Below are 17741 nucleotides of genomic sequence, written 5' to 3'. Positions count from 1 at the left end.
CAATTCGTGGGATGGCCCGCTGCGTCGCGTCACGCGCGCGCGGCCGGATCGAGTGCGTCGATGAGCGCGTTGACCGAGTCGAACGCGCGGTCGGCATCGGGCAGCGGCGGCCGGCGCAGCATCACGACGGGCAGCCTGCGTTCGCGCGCGACGTCGAGCTTGGCCTCGGTGGCCGCGCCGCCGCTGTTCTTGCTGACGACGACGTCGATGCCGGCCAGCGCGAACAGCGCGCGCTCGCCGTCAGGCGTGAACGGCCCGCGCGCGGCGATGACCTGTGCGCGGGCGTTGCCGGGGTGCGCATCGAGGCAGCGCACGAGCCAGTACTGGTGCGGCGGGATCGCGTCGAGGTGCGCGAGCGGTTCGCGGCCGAGCGTGAACAGCGGACGCCTGAACGGCGCGAGCGCGGCCTCGATGCCGGCCCAGTCGTCGACCATCCGCCAGTCGTCGCCCGGTTGCGGCGTCCACGGCGCGCGGCGCAGTGCCCACAGCGGCACGCCTGCGTCGCGCGTCGCCGCCGCGGCGTTCGCGCTGATTTGCGCGGCATACGGATGGGTGGCGTCGATCACGAGGCCGATGCCGGCGTCGCGAAGATACGCGGTCAGCCCGGCTGCGCCGCCGAAACCGCCAACGCGCACGTCGCACCGCAAATCGTCGGGCGTCTTGCCGAGGCCGGCCAGACTATAGACGTGATGCGGGCCGAGCGCGCGCGCGATTTTCAGCGCATCGCCGGTGCCGCCGAGCAGCAGGATGCGCGGGCTCATCGCGCCTCCCCGACGAAGCGGCCCTGTCGGTCGATCGCGAACATCTCCACCGCGACCGACGGCGGCACGATGTCGCGCGCCACTCGCAGCGCATGCGCGCAGACGAGATCGCCGAGCGGCACGCCATCGGCCTGCGCGAGTTTCAACGCTTCCTGGCTCGTGTTCGCGGCGCGCATCGCGTCCTGCAGCGCCTCGCTCGCGCCGGCTTCCGCCGCCCACTGCGCGAGCAGCGGCAGATCGATGCTCGAATGGCGGCTGTGCAGGTCCAGATGGCCGGCCGCGAGCTTGCTCAGCTTGCCGAAGCCGCCGCACATCGACAGGCGCGCGATCGGCGCGCGCCGCAGGTGCTTGAGCACCGCGCCCGCGAAATCGCCCATCTCGATCAGCGCCATGTCAGGTAGATAGTAATGCGCGCGCATCGCATCCTCGCTCGCATTGCCCGTGCAGGCGGCGATGTGCGCGATGCCGTTCGCCCGCGCGACGTCGATACCCTGATGAATCGACGCGATATAGGCCGAACACGAGAACGGCCGCACGATGCCGGTCGTGCCGAGGATCGACAGCCCGCCGACGATGCCCAGGCGCGGGTTCATCGTCTTCAGCGCGAGCGCCTCGCCGCCTTCGACGCCGATCGTCACGTCGAAACCACCCGTATAGCCGTGTTCGGCGGCAAGCGCTTCCAGGTGCGTGGTCATCATCTGGCGCGGCACCGGGTTGATCGCCGGTTCGCCGACCGCCAGCGTGAGCCCCGCGCGCGTGACCGTGCCGACGCCCGGCCCGGCATGAAAACGCACGCCCGGCGCCGCCGCGAGCGCGACGCGCGCGAAGATCAGCGCGCCGTGCGTGACGTCGGGATCGTCGCCGGCATCCTTGATCGTGCCGGCTTCGGCGCCGTCGGCCGTGGCGCGGCAGAATTCGAGCCGCATCATCACGCGCTGCCCCTTCGGCAGCACGATCTCGACCGCGTCGTCCGCGTGACCCGCGAGCAGCAGCCGTGCCGCCGCGAGCGACGTCGCGGTCGCGCAGCTGCCGGTCGTATAGCCGAAGCGCAGCGGCGCGGGCTGTTCGGGGGTTTCGTCGCGCATCACGCGTCCGTTGGGTTCGACGGGTTTGACATAGTCGACGAACCGGCCGCGTCGGCAGCGGCTGTCGTGTCGGGCTTGCGCACGTCGTACAGCGTGACGGGCAGCGGCTGTCGCCACGTGTCGAAGCGGCCGAGCGGCTCGGCGTGCGCGAGCGACACGCGCGTGAGCGTGCCGCCGTGCGCATCGCGCCACGCGGCGAGCGCCATTTCGCCTTGCAGCGTGACCGCGTTCGCGACCAGCCGCCCACCGGGTTTCAGCGACGCCCAGCACGTGTCGAGCACGCCGGGCGCCGTCGCGCCGCCGCCGATGAAGATCGCGTCGGGCGCGGCGAGCCCCGCGAGCGCATCGGGCGCACGGCCCGCGACGAGTTGCAGGCCCGGCACGCCGAGCGTATCGCGGTTGTGTTCGATGAAGCGCTGCCGTTCCGCATGCGCTTCGATCGCGATCGCCTGGCAGGATGGATGCGCGCGCATCCATTCGATGCCGATCGAGCCGCTGCCGGCGCCGACGTCCCACAGCAGTTCGCCGGCCGCGGGCGCGAGGCGCCCGAGCGTCATCGCGCGCAGGTCGCGCTTGGTGAGCTGGCCGTCGTGGCGGTACGCGTCGTCGGGCAGGCCGGGCGTGAGCGCGCGGCGCGGCGCGTCGGGGCTCGCCCGGCAGTCGAGCGCGACGAGATTGAGCGCGGCGGTTTCGTCGATGTTCCAGTCCTGCGCGAGGCCGTCGATGCGCCGCTCGAGCGGGCCGCCCAGATGTTCGAATACGCTGACGCGCGTCGGCCCGAAGCCGCGGGCGGCGAGTTCGGCCGCGACCGCGGCCGGCGTGCGGCCGTCGGCGCTCAGCACGAACAGCCGCCGGCCCGGCAGCAGGTGGCGGCCGAGCGTCGCGAGCGGACGCCCGACGAGCGAGACCGCGCCGACGTCCTGCAGCGCCCAGCCGAGGCGTGCGGCCGCGAGCGACAGCGACGACGGCGCGGGCAGGACGCGCCATTCGTCGGGGGAAAGCGCGCGGGCGAGCGTCGCGCCGACGCCGAACAGCATCGGGTCGCCGCTCGCGAGCACGCACACGGGCGCGCCGCGGCGCGCGAGCAGCCCCGACAGGTCGAACGGCGACGGCCATGCTTCGCGCGCGGCGCGCAGATGCGCCGGCAGCATGTCGAGATGCCGTTTCGCGCCGACCACATGGGTCGCATCGTGCAGCGCGCGCCGCGCGTGACGTCCGAGCCCCGCGTAACCGTCGTCGCCGATGCCCACTACCGTCAGCCACGCCGTCATGCACCCTTCCCCATCGTTCGATTCCATCGTGTCGCCGCGCGGCCGTGAAAGCGCCGATGCAGCCGTCCGTATTGCAAAAAACGGCATGGTACCGTGTTCCACCCGGCGTTTCATCTGCCGGCCCGCCCGCGCCCGACCGTTGCCCGCTTTGCCCGCCGCGAACGCCGGGCCGGTCGCGAATCGCGGCCGAAATCGGGTATCCTACGGCCGTTCGTTCGCCGGTGCCCTTCGGGGCCGAAGAGGGAACACAGGGCGCACCGCGCGCCGCTGTGGCTGCCCCCGCAACTGTAGACAGCGAGCCGATCTCCCCCTCATGCCACTGGTTTCACCGGGAAGGCCGGGAGGCGGCGCCGACCTGTCAGCCAGGAGACCTGCCGGCCAGAAAGTGCGTGCGTGCCAGTCGGCGTCGGGCGGGGTGTACCGATGCGTTGGCCGCGGCGCCACACTGTTCCGGTATCCCGTTGAGTTCCGCCCCCGATTCGATTCCTGCGTCGCCCGTCGTGCGCCCGTCGGCTTGCCCGGGGCTCGTGCGCGTGGTCGCGGCCGCCGACGGCGGGCTGTGCCGGATCAAGCTGCCGGGCGGCCGGCTCGACGCGCGCCAGGCGCGTGCGATCGCCGCCGCCGCGCGCCTGTACGGCTCCGGCGAGATCGATGCGACCAATCGCGCGAATCTCCAGTTGCGCGGCGTTCGCGACGGCGCGGCCGATGCGCTCGCGCACGCGCTGCTCGACGCAGGGCTCGGCCCGCGCACCGGCGCCGACAACACCGCCGTCGATGCGGCCGCGCTCGCGGCCAGCGACGACATCCGCAACGTGATGCTGAGCCCGCTCGCCGGGCACGACCCGGCCGCGCTCGTCGATAGCCACGCGCTCGCCGTGCCGCTGCTCGACATGCTGGCGAACGAGCCGCGCCGCGGCGAACTGTCGCCGAAATTCTCGATCCAGTTCGACGGCGGCGAAGCGGTCGCGGCGCTCGATCATCCGCACGACATCTGGCTCGCCGCGTGGCGCCGTGGCGACGGCGCGGTACGTCTCGCGGCGGGGCTGGCCGGCTGTCCGCCGGTTGCGCACGGCGACCGGCCCGCGTCGGTCGACGTGTCGGTCGATCAGGGCGTCGCACTGGTTCGCGCGCTGCTGCTTGCGTTCCTCGATCTCGCGCCGGCCGACGTCACGCGGATGCGCGCGTTGCTGGCGACGTGCGGCGAACGCGCGCTGCTCGAGCGCGCGCAACAGGATCTGCCGTTCCCGCTCGCGGCCGATCCGACGCTTGCCGGCTGGCGGCGCCCGCGCGCGGACGCCGCGTTGCGTTTCGGCGCATACCCGTCGCGCGACGCGGCGCGCTGCAGCGTCGGTGCGCAATTCGCGCTCGGGCGGCTCGACGCGGCGCAACTGGAGCGGCTCGCCGCGCTGGCCGAAGCCGACGGCGACGGCACGCTGTCGATGACGCCGTGGCAAGGCGTGTTCATGCACGGCGTGCCGAACGAACGCGCGGCTGCGGCGCGCGAAGCCCTCGCATCGCTCGGGCTCGTGTGCGCAGCGTCCGACCCGCTGGCGACGCTCGTCGCCTGCACCGGCAGCGCGGGCTGCGCGAAAGCGCGCGCCGACACGAAGCACGACGCGCGCGTGCTCGCCGCGCGCGCCGGCCATCCGCTCGACGTGCATCTGACCGGTTGCGAACGCCACTGCGCGCTGCCGCACGCTGCCGCGCATACGCTCGTCGCGGTGGCGCCCGCACACTACGACCTTTATCGGCGCGACGCGGCCGCGGGCCTCGGCGCCCCGCTCGCGCGCCGTCTGACGATTGACCAGGCCGCGGTCCGACTCATGGACGCGCGGCACAGCCAGGACACCACCGATGCTTGACTACATTCGCGACGGGCAGGAAATCTACCGCCAGTCGTTCGCGACGATCCGCGCCGAGGCCGACCTGTCGCAGGTGCCGCCCGATCTCGAGAAACTCGCGGTACGCGTGATCCACGCGAGCGGGATGGTCGACGTCGTGTACGACCTGCGCTTCTCCGCCGGCGCCGGCACGGCCGGCCGTACCGCGCTCGCGGCCGGCGCGCCGATCCTGTGCGACGCGAGGATGGTCGCCGAAGGCATCACGCGCGCGCGGCTGCCCGCGGCCAACCGCGTGATCTGCACGCTCGGCGAGCCGGCGGTGCCGGACCTCGCGCAACGCCTCGGCAACACGCGTTCGGCCGCCGCGCTCGAACTGTGGCGTCCGCATCTCGCGGGCAGCGTCGTCGTGATCGGCAACGCGCCGACCGCGCTGTTCCACCTGCTCGACATGATCGACGCCGGCGCGCCGCGCCCCGCGCTGATCGTCGGTTTCCCGGTCGGCTTCATCGGCGCGGCCGAATCGAAGGCGGCGCTCGACGCCGACAGCCGCGGCGTGCCGTACGTCACGCTGCTCGGCCGGCGCGGCGGCAGCGCGATGGCCGCCGCCGCGGTGAATGCGCTTGCGACGGAGGTCGAATGACGAGCGCGCGCGGACGGCTGTTCGGCGTCGGGGTCGGCCCCGGCGATCCCGAACTGATGACGATCAAGGCGCTACGCGTGCTGCAGGCGGCGCCCGTGGTCGCGTATTTCGTCGCGAAGGGCAAGAAAGGCAACGCGTACGGCATCGTCGAGGCGCACCTGCTCGACGCTCAGACGCAACTGCCGCTGGTCTACCCGGTGACGACCGAGGCGCTGCCGCCGCCGCTGTGCTACGAGACGGTGATCGCCGATTTCTACGACACCGCGGCCGAGATCGTCGCCGCGCACCTCGATGCAGGCCGCGACGTCGCGGTGATCTGCGAAGGCGACCCGTTCTTCTACGGCTCGTACATGTACCTGCACGACCGGCTCGCGCCGCGTTACGACGCCGAGGTGATTCCCGGCGTATGCGCGATGCTCGGCGGCACGGCCGTGCTCGGCCAGCCGCTCGTCTATCGCAACCAGAGCCTGTCGGTGCTGTCGGGCGTGCTGCCCGAGCACGAACTGCGCGAACGCCTCGCGCGGGCCGACGCGGCCGTCGTGATGAAGCTCGGCCGCAATTTCGACAAGGTGCGGCGCGTGCTCGACGAACTCGGGCTCGCGAAGCGTGCGCTGTACGTCGAGCGCGCGACGATGGCGAACCAGCGCATCGTGCCGCTCGACGAAGTCGATCCGATGGCGTCACCGTATTTCTCGCTGCTCGTCGTGCCGGGGGAAAAATGGCAAGGATGACGACGCCGCCCGCGATCGTGATACTCGGCGCGGGCGCGCTCGATACCGCGCGACGTATCCAGGCGCGTTATCCAGGCGCCCTCGTGCACGGTCTCGCATCGCGCGTCGATGCCGACGTGCCGTTCGACGAACTCGGCGCGCACCTGCGCGAACTCTATGCGCGCGGCTCGCCGATCGTCGCGCTGTGCGCGGCCGGCATCGTGATCCGCTGCCTCGCGCCCGCGCTTGCCGACAAGGGCATCGAACCGCCGGTGCTCGCGGTCGCGGAGGACGGCTCGGCCGTCGTGCCGCTGCTCGGCGGGCTGACGGGCGTCAACGTGATCGCGCGCGAAATCGCCGCATGCGTCGGCGTCGCGCCCGCGATCACGACGAGCGGCGAACTGCGCTTCGGCGCGTGCGTGCTCAATCCGCCGGAAGGCTATGCGCTCGCCGATCTCGCGCAGGGCAAGCGCTTCGTGTCCGACCTGCTCGCGGGCGCGTCGACGCGCATCGACGGCGCTGCGCCGTGGCTCGACGACGTCGCGCTGCCGCGTGATGACGCGGCCGCACACGCGATTCGCGTGACGCCCGATGCGTGGCGCGGCGCGCACGACGAGCTCGTGATTCATCCGCGTAGCGTGGTGGTCGGCGTTGCCGCGGATGCGATGCATGGCTTCGAAGCGCTTGCCGCACGCATCGAAGCCATGCTCGACGCACAGGGGCTCGCGCGGCTGGCGCTCGCGGCCCTTGTCGCGCCCGCATCGGCGATCGGCGAACCCGCGCTGGAAGAAGCAGCGAGCACGCTCGACGTGCCGCTGCGTTTCGTCGATAGCGACAGTGATCGCCACGCGCCCGCCGACGCCACCACGCTGGTCGGCCGCGCATTACGCGTCGCCCACACGCTGCGTGAAGAATCGCACGGCCTCGCGTGCGCGATCGCATCGCATCCGGTCGATCCAGCCACGCTCGGGCGCGCACGCGGCCGCCTGACGGTGCTCGGCCTCGGCCCGGGCGGCGCCGCCTGGCTCACGCCGGCCGCGCGCGCGGCGCTCGCGGACGCGACCGACATCCTCGGCTATACGACCTACGTGAACATGGCCGGCCCGTTTCGGGCGGACCAGCGCGTGCACGGCACCGACAACCGCGAAGAAATGCAGCGCGCGCGCCATGCGTTCGAACTGGCGACCGAGGGCCGTCGCGTCGCGGTCGTGTCGTCGGGCGACCCCGGCGTATTCGCGATGGCCGCAGCCGTACTGGAGGCGCTCGACGACGCGCGCGACCCGCGGTGGGCCGCGGTCGACCTGCGCGTGGAGCCCGGCATCTCGGCGTCGCTCGCGACGGCGGCACAGGCCGGCGCACCGCTCGGCCACGATTTCTGCGCGATCTCGCTGTCGGACAACCTGAAGCCGTGGGACGTGATCGAGACGCGCCTGCGGCATGCCGCGCAAGCCGATCTCGTGATGGCGTTCTACAACCCGATTTCGCGCGCGCGGCCGTGGCAGCTCGACCGTGCGCTCGATATCGTGCGCGCGCATCGGGCGACCGATACGGTGGTCGTGCTCGGCCGCGACATCGGCCGGCCCGGCGCGACGCTTTCGACGACGACCCTCGGCGCGCTGCGCGGCGACCAGGTCGACATGCGCACGATGGTGATCATCGGTTCGTCGACGACGCGTCGCTTCGCGATCGGCAACGCGCGCGAATGGGTCTATACGCCGCGCTGGTATCGCTGAGCGCAGTGGCGCCCGCCGGGTTGCGCATGTCGCATCCGGCGGCGTTCGCACGAATGCGCATGCGCGAGCGAGCCGTTGATCGGCATGCCGGTTCGCTGGAACCGGTCCATCCGCGCGGCGTCGCGCGATCGATCGGAAAAAGTGCCCTCCGCGCGTTTCGATCTTCGACCGAACCGGCAAGTTCGTTACGTATCGGGAATCGAATAACAAAAAGAAGAACAACTAAGTTTCCTATTCGATGCGAATCCTCCAAGATAGGCACGCCGCCGGCGGGACACGTGCGTTGCCTGCCGGCGACGATACGCAGGCCAGCGTATCCCTCTTCCACTTGGAGAACACAGAATGAACAACAATGTGTTGCCGCGTTTCATTCCGCGTGCGTTTGCCGCGGGTTGTCTGCTCGCGATGGCGAGCGTGTCGCAAGGGGCCGGCGTCTATGCGCCCTATGTCGACGTGACGCTTTATCCGACACCGTTGGTCGATCAGATCGGCGTGCGCCAGGGCATCCAGCAGTTCACGCTCGCGTTCGTGGTCGCGGGCAACGGCTGCGTGCCGTCATGGGGCGGCGTCCAGCCAATCGGCAACGGCGCGAGCGGCGGGCTGCTGACCGCGCTGTCCACGTCGATCGCGAGCTACCGTGCGAAAGGCGGCGAGGTCGCCGTGTCGTTCGGCGGGGCGAACGGCACGCCGCTGATGCAGGCCTGCTCGACGGTTCCGGCGCTGAAGACCGCGTACCAGACGGTGATCGACACGTACGGCCTCACGCATATCGACTTCGACATCGAGGGCGCGTCGCAGCAGGACACGGCGGCGATCGCGCGCAACTTCCAGGCAGTCGCGCAACTGCAGGCCGACTACGCGGCGAAGGGCAAGCCGCTGCACGTGACGCTGACGCTGCCGACGATGCCGACCGGGCTCACGCAGGACGGTGTGAACGTCGTCAACGCAGCCATTGCGAACAAGACCGCGTTCGACGCGGTCAACGTGATGGCGATGGATTACGGCCCCGCGAACATCGACATGGGCGCCGCCGCGATCAGCGCCGCGCAGGCGCTCTATTCTCAGCTCGACACGGCGTTCAAGTCGGCAGGCCAGCCGAAGACCAACGCGCAGCTGTGGCAGATGGTCGGCGTCACGCCGATGATCGGCGTCAACGACGTGCAGGGCGAAACCTTCACGCTCGCGAATGCGCAGACCGTGCTCAACGCGGCCATCGCGAACGGCTACGGCTTCTTCGGCAACTGGTCGGTCGGCCGCGATCAGGCGTGCCCGTCCGGCGGCACGTATGCGTCGCCGACCTGCTCGGGCGTCGCGCAGCAGCCGTACGCGTTCGCGACGATCTTCAAGAAGCTCGACGGCAAGTGGGGCGCGGGCGTCACGCAGGACCCGAACTACGGCGGCGGCTCGGACGGCGGCACGCCGCAGCCGGGCGCACCGTGGGCGGCCGGCCAGGTCTATACGGCCGGCGCGACGGTCACCTACCAGGGCACCACGTATCAGGCGCAGTGGTGGACGCAGGGCGACGTGCCCGGCCAGGCGGCCGTGTGGAAGCCGGTCAGCGGCGGCACGCCCGCGTGGTCGGCGACGACCGCCTATCAGGGCGGCACGTGCGTGACGTATCAGGGCGCGAAGTATTGCGCGAAATGGTGGACGCAGGGCGACAACCCGAGCGCGGGCGGCGTGTGGGTGAAGTCGTGACGGGGCGACACGCTCGCGCGTGACGCGCGGCGGGCCGTGGCCGGCGTGGCGGGATCGCACCCCGCCGACGGCCCGCCGCCGGCGCCGACGCGCGCCGCTGCCCTACCCGCGCGCGTGCTCGGCCTGCAGCCGCGCTTTCGCGTCGACGAGCAGCGCCGCATGCGTGTCGCGATGCTGGCGGATCCGCTCGGTCGGCCCGACGACCGACAGCCCGTACCAGTCGCCGTCGAGCGTCAGCGCGACCGCGATCGCCGACAGCTCGGGTGCGCTCTCGCCGAAGTTCTCCGCCCAGCCGAGTTCGCGAAACCGCGCGGTCTGCGCGACGAGCGCCGGAAGGTCGGCCACCGTCGCATCGGTAAAGCGTTCGAACGGCAGTTGCGCGCCGAGCGCCTGCTGCGCGTCGCTCGCGAGTTCCGCGAAGATCGCCTTGCCGATCGAGTTCGCATGCAGCGGCCGCAGCTCGCCCGGCTGGCGCGTATAGCGAATCGCCTGCTCGGATTCGACGACGTCGAGATACGTGACCGACGCGCCCTGGATCTTGCCGAGGACGGCCGTTTCGCGGCTCGCGTCGCGTAGCGCGACGAGATGCGGATGCACGATGTCGACGACCGGATCGGTCGCGTCGATCGCGGCGGCGACCGTCTGCAGGCGCCGCGTCGGATAGTAGCCGCCGCGCCTGCGCACTTCGTACAGATAGCCGCGGCTCACGAGCGTGCGCGCCATCGCGAGGCAGCTCGACGCCGGCACGTTGAGCAGGCGCGCGAGTTCGGTGAGCGGCAGCGGCCGCCGTTCGGCGGCGAACAGCTCGAACAGGTCGAGCGTGCGGGCAACGAGTTTGACGTCCATGGCGAGCGCTTGATTCGGAACGGGAAACCGCGCGCCGGGCGGGCCGCCGGGTCGCTACGGTCAGTACGACTTCGGCAGCCCGAGCACTTTCTCCGCGATGTAGCACAGGATCAGTTGCGGACTCACGGGCGCGAGCCTCGGAATCATACACTCGCGCAGATAGCGCTCGACGTGGTATTCCTTCGCATACCCCATCCCGCCGTGCGTCGCGATCGCCGTCTGGCACGCCTGGAACGCGGCTTCCGCGCCGAGGTATTTGGCCGCGTTCGCCTCCGCGCCGCACGACTGGCCGGCGTCGTAGCGCGTCGCGGCCTTCATCACCATCAGCCACGCGGCCTCGAGCTGCATCCACGCCTGCGCGAGCGGATGCTGGATCGACTGGTTCTGCCCGATCGGCCGGCCGAACACCACGCGCTCGCACGCATACTGCGTCGCGCGGCGCAACGCGGCCTGCCCAAGCCCGATCGCCTCCGCGGCGATCAGGATCCGTTCGGGGTTCAGCCCGTGCAGCAGATAGCGGAAACCGTCGCCTTCGTTCCCGATCAGATCGTCGCGCGATACGCGCAGGTTGTCGATGAACAACATGTTCGAATCGACCGCCTTGCGGCCCATCTTGTCGATTTCGCGCACCTCGACGCGCGCCCGGTCGAGGTCGGTATAGAACAGGCTCAGCCCGTCGGTCGGTTTCGCGACCTGATCGAGCGGCGTCGTGCGCGCGATGATCAGCATCTTGTTCGCGACCTGCGCGGTCGAGATCCAGATCTTGCGTCCGCTCAGCACGTAGTAATCGCCGTCGCGGCGCGCCTGCGTGCTCAGGTGCGTGGTGTCGAGGCCGGCGTCGGGCTCGGTCACCGCGAAGCACGCCTTGTCGCGTCCGGCGATCAGCGGCGGCAGGAAGCGCGCCTTCTGCGCGTCGTTGCCGAACACCTGCACCGGGTTCAGCCCGAAGATGTTCATGTGGACGGCCGACGCGCCCGACAGGCCGGCGCCCGACGCGCTGATCGTGCGCATCATCAGCGCCGCCTCGGTCATCCCGAGTCCGGCGCCGCCGTAGGCCGGGTCCATCGCGATGCCGAGCCACCCGGCGTCGGCGAGCGCCGCGTGGAAATCGGCAGGAAACCCGCCCGCGCGATCGCGTTCGAGCCAGTAGTCGTCGCCGAAGCGTTCGCAGATTTTCTCGATCGCGCTTTCGATCGCGCGCTGGTCGTCGGTCAGGTCGAACTGCATGGACTGCTCTCCCGGAAAGCGTGAACGGCCGCGCCGCTCACAGTGGAAACAGGCCCGTCGCGACCGCGGCGAAGACCATCAGCACGGTGGCGGCGAACAGGAACGGAATCGTGAACTTCTGGTGCTCGGCGAGCTCGACGCCGGTCAGGCCGACGATCAGGAACGTCGCGGGCGTGAGCGGGCTCACCGGAAAGCCCGTCGTCATCTGGCCGAGCAGCGCGGCCTGCGCCATCTGGATCGGCGGCACGCCGAGCAGCTTGCCGCTCTCCGCGAGCACCGGCAGCACGCCGAAGTAGAAAGAATCGGGATCGAACAGCAGACTCAGCGGCATCGACAGCAGCCCGAGCACGAACGGCATATGGCGCGCATGCTCGACCGGCACGTGCGCGACGACGACCTCGGCCATCGCCTTCAGCATCCCGGTGCCGGACATGATGCCGGTGAACGCGCCGGCGGCGAGCAGCACGCTCGCCATCATCAGCGCGGCCTTCGCATGCGCGTCGATCCGCTCGCGCTGCGCGTGCACGTCCGGATAGTTGATCACCAGCGCGGCGACCGTGCCGAGCATGAACATCACCATCGGGTCGACGATGCCCGACACCAGCGTGGCGAGCACGACGAGCGTCAGCGCGACGTTGATCGCGAAGCGTCCCGGCCGGCGCAACGCGCGTTCGGCGTCGGTCAGCTCGCGCGGCGCGATCGCGAGCGCGGCCGCGCCGGCGCGGTCGAGCCCGAGCCGTTTCGCCTCGCGCACGCCGAGCACCCAGGCGGTGCCGAACACGAACGCGAGCCCGACGATCTGCACCGGAATCATCGGCGTGAAGATCGCCGAACCGGGAATGTGCAGCGCCGCCGACGCGCGCAGCATCGGCCCGACCCACGGCAGGAAGTTGACGCCGGCCGCCATCGACGCGACGCATGCGAGGATGCGGCGATCCATCCCGAGCCGCGTATAGAGCGGCATCATCGCCGGCAGCGTGACGAGAAACGTGACCGCGCCCGAGCCGTCGAGATGGATCAGTAGCGCGAGCAGCGCCGAGCCCATCACGATGCGCGGCGGATGGCAGCCGATCACGCGCAGCACGCCCGCGATGATCGGGTCGAGCATGCCGGCATCGGTGAGGATACCGAAAAATAGAATCGCAAAAACGAACATCCCGGCGATCGGGCCGATGTTCTGTACGCCGTGTACGACGAACTTGCCGGTCTGCAATCCGAAACCGGCCGCGAGCGACGCGGCCACCGGCACGACGATCAGCGCGACGAGCGGCGACAACCGCTTCGTGATGATCAGGCCGAACAGCGCGACGATGGCGACCGCGCCGATCCATGCGAGCATGATGCGTCTCCTCTTCAGCCGGTGCGCATGTCGGTGCGTGTCGATGCGCGGCCCGGCGTGATGTCCGAACGGGGGTGTGCCGGCGCGTGCGGCCGTGCGCCGCCGGGCGGCACGGCCGGCGGCCGGCGATGCCGGTCAGGTGCGGCGGTGGTCGTCGTTGCCGTTGTCGTCCGCGAACACCTGCGCCGCATGTTCGTTCAGCGCGGGCGGCGGCCGCCGGTACGTGGCCGGCGTGCGGCCGAGCTTGATCGGCGACGCGATGCCGCGATGCCGGCCCAGCTCGATCTTCATCCGCCGGTGCGCGACATGCGGATGGTCGAGCGCCGCGTCGAGCCCGAGCACGGGCGCGCACGGCACGCCGCGGCGCATCAGGTGCTCGGCGAGCGTCGCGCCGTCGTGCGCGGCCAGCGCCGTTTCGAGCAGCGCGCGCAGCGCGGCGCGGTTCTGGCTGCGCGTGCGGTTGTCGGGGAAACGCGGATCGTCGAGCCAGTCGCGCGTGCCGAGCACGTCGCACAGCGCGGCGAACTGCCCGTTGTTGCCGACCGCCAGGAAGATGTCGACGCCCGCCGTCGGAAAGCTGTCGTACGGCGTGATGTTCGGATGCGCGTTGCCGGTGCGCACGGGCGCGTTGCCCGAATGAAAGAAGTTCGGCGTATGCGGATGGAGGATCGACAGCGCGCAGTCGAACAGCGTCGATTCGACGAACTGGCCACGCCCGCTCGCATCGCGCTCGCGCAGCGCCATCAGCACGCCGAGCGCCGCGTTCAGCCCCGTGACGAGATCGACGATCGGCACGCCGACGCGCAGCGGCGCACCGCCGGCTTCGCCGTTGACGCTCATCAGCCCCGCGAGCGCCTGCACGGCCGCGTCGTAGCCTGGCAACCCGCCGAGCGGGCCATCCGCGCCGAAACCCGACACGCGGCAATAAACGAGGCGCGGAAACCGCGCATGCAGCGCGTCGAACCCGAGCCCCCAGCGCTCCATCGTGCCGATCCTGAAGTTCTCGACCAGCGCGTCCGCGTGTTCGAGCAGGCCGAGCAGCCGCTCGCGATCGGCCGGCTGCGTCAGGTCGAGCGCGATGCCGAGCTTGTTGCGATTCACGCCGAGGAAGTACGACGCGGTATCGCCGTCGAATGGCGGGCCCCACGTGCGCGTCTCGTCGCCGGACGGCGGTTCGACCTTGATCACCTCCGCGCCGTGGTCGGCGAGGATCTGGGTCGCGTACGGGCCGCCCAGCACCCGCGACAGATCGATGATGCGCAATCCCGCCAGCGCGCCCTGCTGCTCGTGTTCCGCCATGCGTCTCGCTCCTGGTTCCGGTCGATCGGACTGCCGGTTCCGGTGGTCCGGCGCTTGCGCGCCGCTTCTCCGATTCGGCGAATAATTCTTGTATGTGAATTTATATTCACACTCAGGAATTGCGTTGTCAAGCCCGGATGCACCCGGCCCCGGCGCGGCTCACGTCGCCGCGCGCAAGGGGGACGACATCGAACGCGGGCCGGTTGCGGTGGCGCCCCGCCGTTCGCTAAGCTGACGGACCACGTTCATCCCGAACGACACAGGCGGAATATTCATGAAACGAGTGTGGCTCGCGGCCTTCGTGCTGGCGTCGATGCTGGGCGTCGCGCACGCGCAAAACCAGACTTTCCATTTCGGCGAAGGACAAACCGGGATGCCGGCCGCCGCGCCGCACGCTGCCGCACCCACCGCCCGCCCCGCGCCTGCACGCCGGCATGTCACCGCGCCGTCGCCTCATCACCGGCGTGCCGTTCACAAGCGCCGTCATTCGCGCCACGCGAAGCCGGCGCGCAGCGGGATCTACACGCACGCTTGAGCTGTCGTCCGTTCCGTGGGGCGACCGCGGCGCACGGAACTGTCACGAACGGCCGGTAACATCGGCGCGGCGGCTTGCATGCCGTCGCCGCCTGCTGTCGGACAACGGCCGCCGGCGTGACTTCTCTCCACGATTCAGCATCTGTCTTGCCAGAACATGAGCACCGGGCCGGATACCCTCGCCGTCATCAAGGAACGCGCCACGATCGTGTGCCGCCAGCGCAGCAGCGTGCTGCTGGTCGCGCGCACCGCGGCGCGCTGGTCGCTGCCGGGCGGCACGATCCGGCGCGGCGAGACTCCGCTCGAAGCCGCGCGGCGGGAACTTGTCGAGGAAACGCAGCTCGAGGGGCTCGCGCTCGACTACGCGGTGCAGTTCGGCGGGCTGACGAAGCTGCATCACGTGTTCGTGGCCGACGTGCCGGCGCACCTCACGCCGCGCGCGAGCAACGAGATCGCCCGCTGCAAGTGGTTCGCGGTCGACCGGCTCGACACGCTACGGGCGAGCGTGCCGACACGCAAGATCATCGAGCTGCTGCGGCTCGACTGTTTTTCTGCGTTCGTCAGCGAGCCGCTTCGCTGAAGTCGATACCGGCGCAGGCTCGGGCACGGATTGCGGCGACTACCCGCGCAGGAACGGGCCGGCCTTGCGTTCGAGCAGCGCGACGAGTTCGGGCTGCATGAACGCATAGCGGTCGGGGATGTCGAGGCAGACGATCTTCCGGTGCTTCAGACGCGCACCGAATTGCGCCGACAGTCGCGCTTTGTGCGCGCGCTCCATCACGAACACGATGTCCACCCAGTCGAGCTGCTCGGCGGACAGCCGCACGTCCGCGTCGGGCGCGAGGCCCGCGGAGTCGGTTTCGATGCCCGGCCACGCGGCGAACACCGCTTCGGCCGTCGGGCTGCGCAGCCGGTTGCGGCTCCAGATGAACAGAGCACGTGTCATGTCGCTTCGCGGCCGCCCGGGGGCCGGCTTAACCCTGCGGAATCGTGCCCGGCCGCACGTACGCGAGCATGTGCGGCACGTAATCGGCCTTGCCGAGTTCGACGCCGTGATGGCGCAGGATCGCGTACGCGGCGATCGCGTGAAAGTAGAACTGCGGCAGCGCCCAGTCGCGCGCGTACTGTTCGCCCGTCATGTCGAACGCGATCCCGTTCGGCATCTCGAGCGAGATCGGCAGCGCAGCGCCGCCATCGAGCGCATCCGGTGCGAGTTCCCCGAGAAAGGCGAGCGTGCCGGCGATGATCGCCTGCGCATCGGCCGGCGAGCCGGGTTGCGCATCGGCGTTCCAGCCCGCCTCGCGCAGTGCGAGCAATGCCGCCGGCAGCGGTTCGCCGCGCAGCCGGTGCACCGGCTCCATCGCCTGGAAACACGAGAAGCGCACCTGCGCGGCGAGCGGATACATGTCGGGCGCGAGCCTCAGCGTCATCGCCGCGTCGGGTTCGTCGCCGGCGGCCTGCCGGTGGGCGACGGCCTTGTCGAGCCACGCGGACTGGGCGCGCAGCATCTGGGTGTAGGTCGGAACGAGAAGTTGGGTCGGTGACACGCGTGCGCTCCTGTGCTGGGGTTCGGGCCACACGATAGCAGCGTCGGCGCGAACCTGCATCCTGACCGGGCGCAGACGCGTGACGTCACGGCTTGCCGTGCCGCGCGAGGAACCGGTCGAGCTGCGACGCGAACGTCTTGCCGTCGCGCGCGCTGAACGGCGCCGGCCCGCCCGTGTCGATGCCCGCGCTGCGCAACTGGTCCATCATCGCGCGCGTCGACAGGCGTTCCTCGATGTTCTCGCGGCTGAACCAGTTGCCGCGCGGGTCGAGCGCATGCGCGCCCTTGTCGAGCACGGCGGCGGCCAGCGGGATGTCGGCGGTGATCACGAGGTCGCCGGGTTCCGCCAGCTCGACGATGCGCGCGTCGGCCACGTCGAAGCCGGCCGGCACCTGCACGGCCTTGATGAACGGCGACGGCGGCGTACGCAGAAACTGGTTCGCGACCAGCGTCACGCGGATTTCGGCACGACGCGCGGCGCGAAACAGCATGTCCTTGATGACGGCCGGACACGCGTCGGCATCGACCAGTACTTGCATGGCGGGAGGTTCCAGTGGGCGGAAGCAGAAGCGGCGATCATAGCGCACCGCCGGCCGGCCATCAGCCGGCGAGATCCGTGCGAAGCGCGTCGGCCGTCACCCACTGCGCGCCCCACGCCGCGGCGAGCCGCGCACCCTGCCCGATTCGCACGGCCGCATCGTCGAAGTCGACGAACACGACGTGATCGGCCGCCGCGGGTTTGGCCGGCATCTCGCGCGTGCGCCCGTCGGACAGCACCCACAGCCAGCGCGTTTTGCCGGGCTCGCGCCGCGCGTCGCGGGCGAGCAGCTGCGCGGCGGTCGCGATGCCGTCCGCGAGCGGCGTGCCGCCGCCGCCGTCGACCGGTTCGAGCCAGCGCGCGTTCCACCAGCGCGGCACGGCCGGGCCGAAGCGCCGCGCGGCGCCGTTGCCGCCGAAGCAGACCAGCGCGGTTTCGACACGTGCGCGCGCAGCCTGATCGAAATACGCGACGATCAGCCCCTTCGCGAGCGCGAGCCGCTCGTGCGACAACATCGACGCCGAACAGTCGAGCACGAAGCAATGCAGCGCGTGCGGCGTGCCCGCGCGCTTCCCGTAGCGCAGATGCTCGCGATGCAGCGGGCCGCCGCGTTTCGCGGCAAGCGTCGCCGGCCACGCGACGGCCGTGCCGGCGCGCACCGTGCCCGGCACGC

18 protein-coding genes and 1 riboswitch are annotated in these 17741 nt (G+C 70.8%); of the genes, 7 read left to right on the top strand and 11 right to left on the bottom strand.

Annotation, left to right across the window (positions count from 1 at the left end):
* Positions 1 to 29 precede the first annotated feature (29 nt).
* From A9Z05_RS26545 to A9Z05_RS26535, 3 genes are read right to left on the bottom strand one after another with little or no spacing between them, the layout of a single operon-like run.
* A complete protein-coding gene (locus tag A9Z05_RS26545; protein ID WP_069620723.1) occupies positions 30 to 761 on the bottom strand; it encodes a cobalt-precorrin-6A reductase in 732 nt (243 codons plus the stop codon).
* A complete protein-coding gene (locus tag A9Z05_RS26540; RefSeq protein ID WP_069620722.1) occupies positions 758 to 1846 on the bottom strand; it encodes a cobalt-precorrin-5B (C(1))-methyltransferase in 1089 nt (362 codons plus the stop codon). Before A9Z05_RS26540 ends, A9Z05_RS26545 begins: the two co-directional genes overlap by 4 nt.
* Positions 1846 to 3117 carry a bifunctional cobalt-precorrin-7 (C(5))-methyltransferase/cobalt-precorrin-6B (C(15))-methyltransferase gene (locus A9Z05_RS26535; protein ID WP_069620721.1) on the bottom strand — a complete coding sequence of 424 codons (1272 nt, stop codon included), beginning with the start codon at positions 3115 to 3117 and terminating at the stop codon, positions 1846 to 1848. Before A9Z05_RS26535 ends, A9Z05_RS26540 begins: the two co-directional genes overlap by 1 nt.
* A 202-nt stretch (positions 3118 to 3319) precedes the next feature.
* Positions 3320 to 3511, top strand: a riboswitch (cobalamin riboswitch).
* Between the two features lie 106 nt (positions 3512 to 3617).
* On the opposite strand from A9Z05_RS26535, the gene cobG reads away from it, so the two are divergent.
* From cobG to A9Z05_RS26510, 5 genes are all read left to right on the top strand, one after another.
* Positions 3618 to 4979, top strand: a complete 1362-nt coding sequence (gene cobG, locus A9Z05_RS26530; RefSeq protein WP_305143986.1) for a precorrin-3B synthase — start codon at positions 3618 to 3620, stop codon at positions 4977 to 4979.
* Entirely contained in the window at positions 4972 to 5598 is a 627-nt protein-coding gene (locus A9Z05_RS26525) for a precorrin-8X methylmutase (RefSeq protein WP_069620719.1), read from the top strand. The genes cobG and A9Z05_RS26525 overlap by 8 nt, the downstream gene beginning before the upstream one ends.
* On the top strand, positions 5595 to 6329 hold the full coding sequence (locus A9Z05_RS26520) for a precorrin-2 C(20)-methyltransferase (RefSeq protein WP_069620718.1): 735 nt from the start codon (positions 5595 to 5597) through the stop codon (positions 6327 to 6329). Before A9Z05_RS26525 ends, A9Z05_RS26520 begins: the two co-directional genes overlap by 4 nt.
* Positions 6326 to 8041 carry a precorrin-3B C(17)-methyltransferase gene (gene cobJ, locus A9Z05_RS26515; RefSeq protein ID WP_069620717.1) on the top strand — a complete coding sequence of 572 codons (1716 nt, stop codon included), beginning with the start codon at positions 6326 to 6328 and terminating at the stop codon, positions 8039 to 8041. The genes A9Z05_RS26520 and cobJ overlap by 4 nt, the downstream gene beginning before the upstream one ends.
* Positions 8042 to 8383: 342 nt before the next feature.
* On the top strand, positions 8384 to 9739 hold the full coding sequence (locus tag A9Z05_RS26510; RefSeq protein ID WP_069620716.1) for a chitinase: 1356 nt from the start codon (positions 8384 to 8386) through the stop codon (positions 9737 to 9739).
* Positions 9740 to 9841: 102 nt separating this feature from the next.
* Here A9Z05_RS26510 and A9Z05_RS26505 read toward each other — a convergent pair whose 3' ends face one another.
* The 4 genes from A9Z05_RS26505 to A9Z05_RS26490 form a co-directional block, all read right to left on the bottom strand.
* Complete coding sequence (locus A9Z05_RS26505) at positions 9842 to 10585, bottom strand: IclR family transcriptional regulator (protein WP_069620715.1); 744 nt, start codon at positions 10583 to 10585, stop codon at positions 9842 to 9844.
* Positions 10586 to 10645: 60 nt separating this feature from the next.
* Entirely contained in the window at positions 10646 to 11812 is a 1167-nt protein-coding gene (locus A9Z05_RS26500) for an acyl-CoA dehydrogenase family protein (protein WP_069620714.1), read from the bottom strand.
* A 37-nt stretch (positions 11813 to 11849) separates the two neighbouring features.
* Positions 11850 to 13151, bottom strand: a complete 1302-nt coding sequence (locus A9Z05_RS26495; RefSeq protein WP_069620713.1) for a CitMHS family transporter — start codon at positions 13149 to 13151, stop codon at positions 11850 to 11852.
* Between the two features lie 135 nt (positions 13152 to 13286).
* On the bottom strand, positions 13287 to 14450 hold the full coding sequence (locus A9Z05_RS26490) for a CaiB/BaiF CoA-transferase family protein (RefSeq protein ID WP_069620712.1): 1164 nt from the start codon (positions 14448 to 14450) through the stop codon (positions 13287 to 13289).
* 274 nt (positions 14451 to 14724) lie between these two features.
* Between A9Z05_RS26490 and A9Z05_RS26485 the strand changes: the two genes are divergently transcribed.
* Positions 14725 to 14985, top strand: a complete 261-nt coding sequence (locus A9Z05_RS26485; protein ID WP_069620711.1) for a hypothetical protein — start codon at positions 14725 to 14727, stop codon at positions 14983 to 14985.
* Positions 14986 to 15141: 156 nt separating this feature from the next.
* A complete protein-coding gene (locus A9Z05_RS26480) occupies positions 15142 to 15564 on the top strand; it encodes an NUDIX hydrolase (RefSeq protein ID WP_069620710.1) in 423 nt (140 codons plus the stop codon).
* A 39-nt stretch (positions 15565 to 15603) separates the two neighbouring features.
* On the opposite strand, the gene A9Z05_RS26475 is transcribed toward A9Z05_RS26480, so the two are convergent.
* The 4 genes from A9Z05_RS26475 to A9Z05_RS26460 all read right to left on the bottom strand — a co-directional run bounded on the left by A9Z05_RS26475 (position 15604) and on the right by A9Z05_RS26460 (position 17739).
* Positions 15604 to 15930: a low molecular weight protein tyrosine phosphatase family protein gene (locus tag A9Z05_RS26475; protein WP_069620709.1), complete on the bottom strand. Its 327-nt coding sequence runs from the start codon at positions 15928 to 15930 to the stop codon at positions 15604 to 15606.
* 28 nt (positions 15931 to 15958) lie between these two features.
* Positions 15959 to 16591, bottom strand: coding sequence for a DUF1993 family protein (locus tag A9Z05_RS26470; protein ID WP_069620708.1), 633 nt, complete (start codon positions 16589 to 16591; stop codon positions 15959 to 15961).
* 25 nt (positions 16592 to 16616) lie between these two features.
* Entirely contained in the window at positions 16617 to 17069 is a 453-nt protein-coding gene (locus A9Z05_RS26465) for a YaiI/YqxD family protein (RefSeq protein ID WP_069620707.1), read from the bottom strand.
* 61 nt (positions 17070 to 17130) lie between these two features.
* Positions 17131 to 17739: a VWA domain-containing protein gene (locus A9Z05_RS26460; protein WP_069620706.1), complete on the bottom strand. Its 609-nt coding sequence runs from the start codon at positions 17737 to 17739 to the stop codon at positions 17131 to 17133.
* Positions 17740 to 17741 lie beyond the last annotated feature (2 nt).

Source organism: Burkholderia sp. A2 (assembly GCF_001729305.1).
Taxonomy (GTDB): domain Bacteria; phylum Pseudomonadota; class Gammaproteobacteria; order Burkholderiales; family Burkholderiaceae; genus Burkholderia; species Burkholderia sola.
The sequence above is the reverse complement of the archived record's forward strand: the minus strand, read 5'-3'. Positions and strand labels throughout refer to the sequence as shown.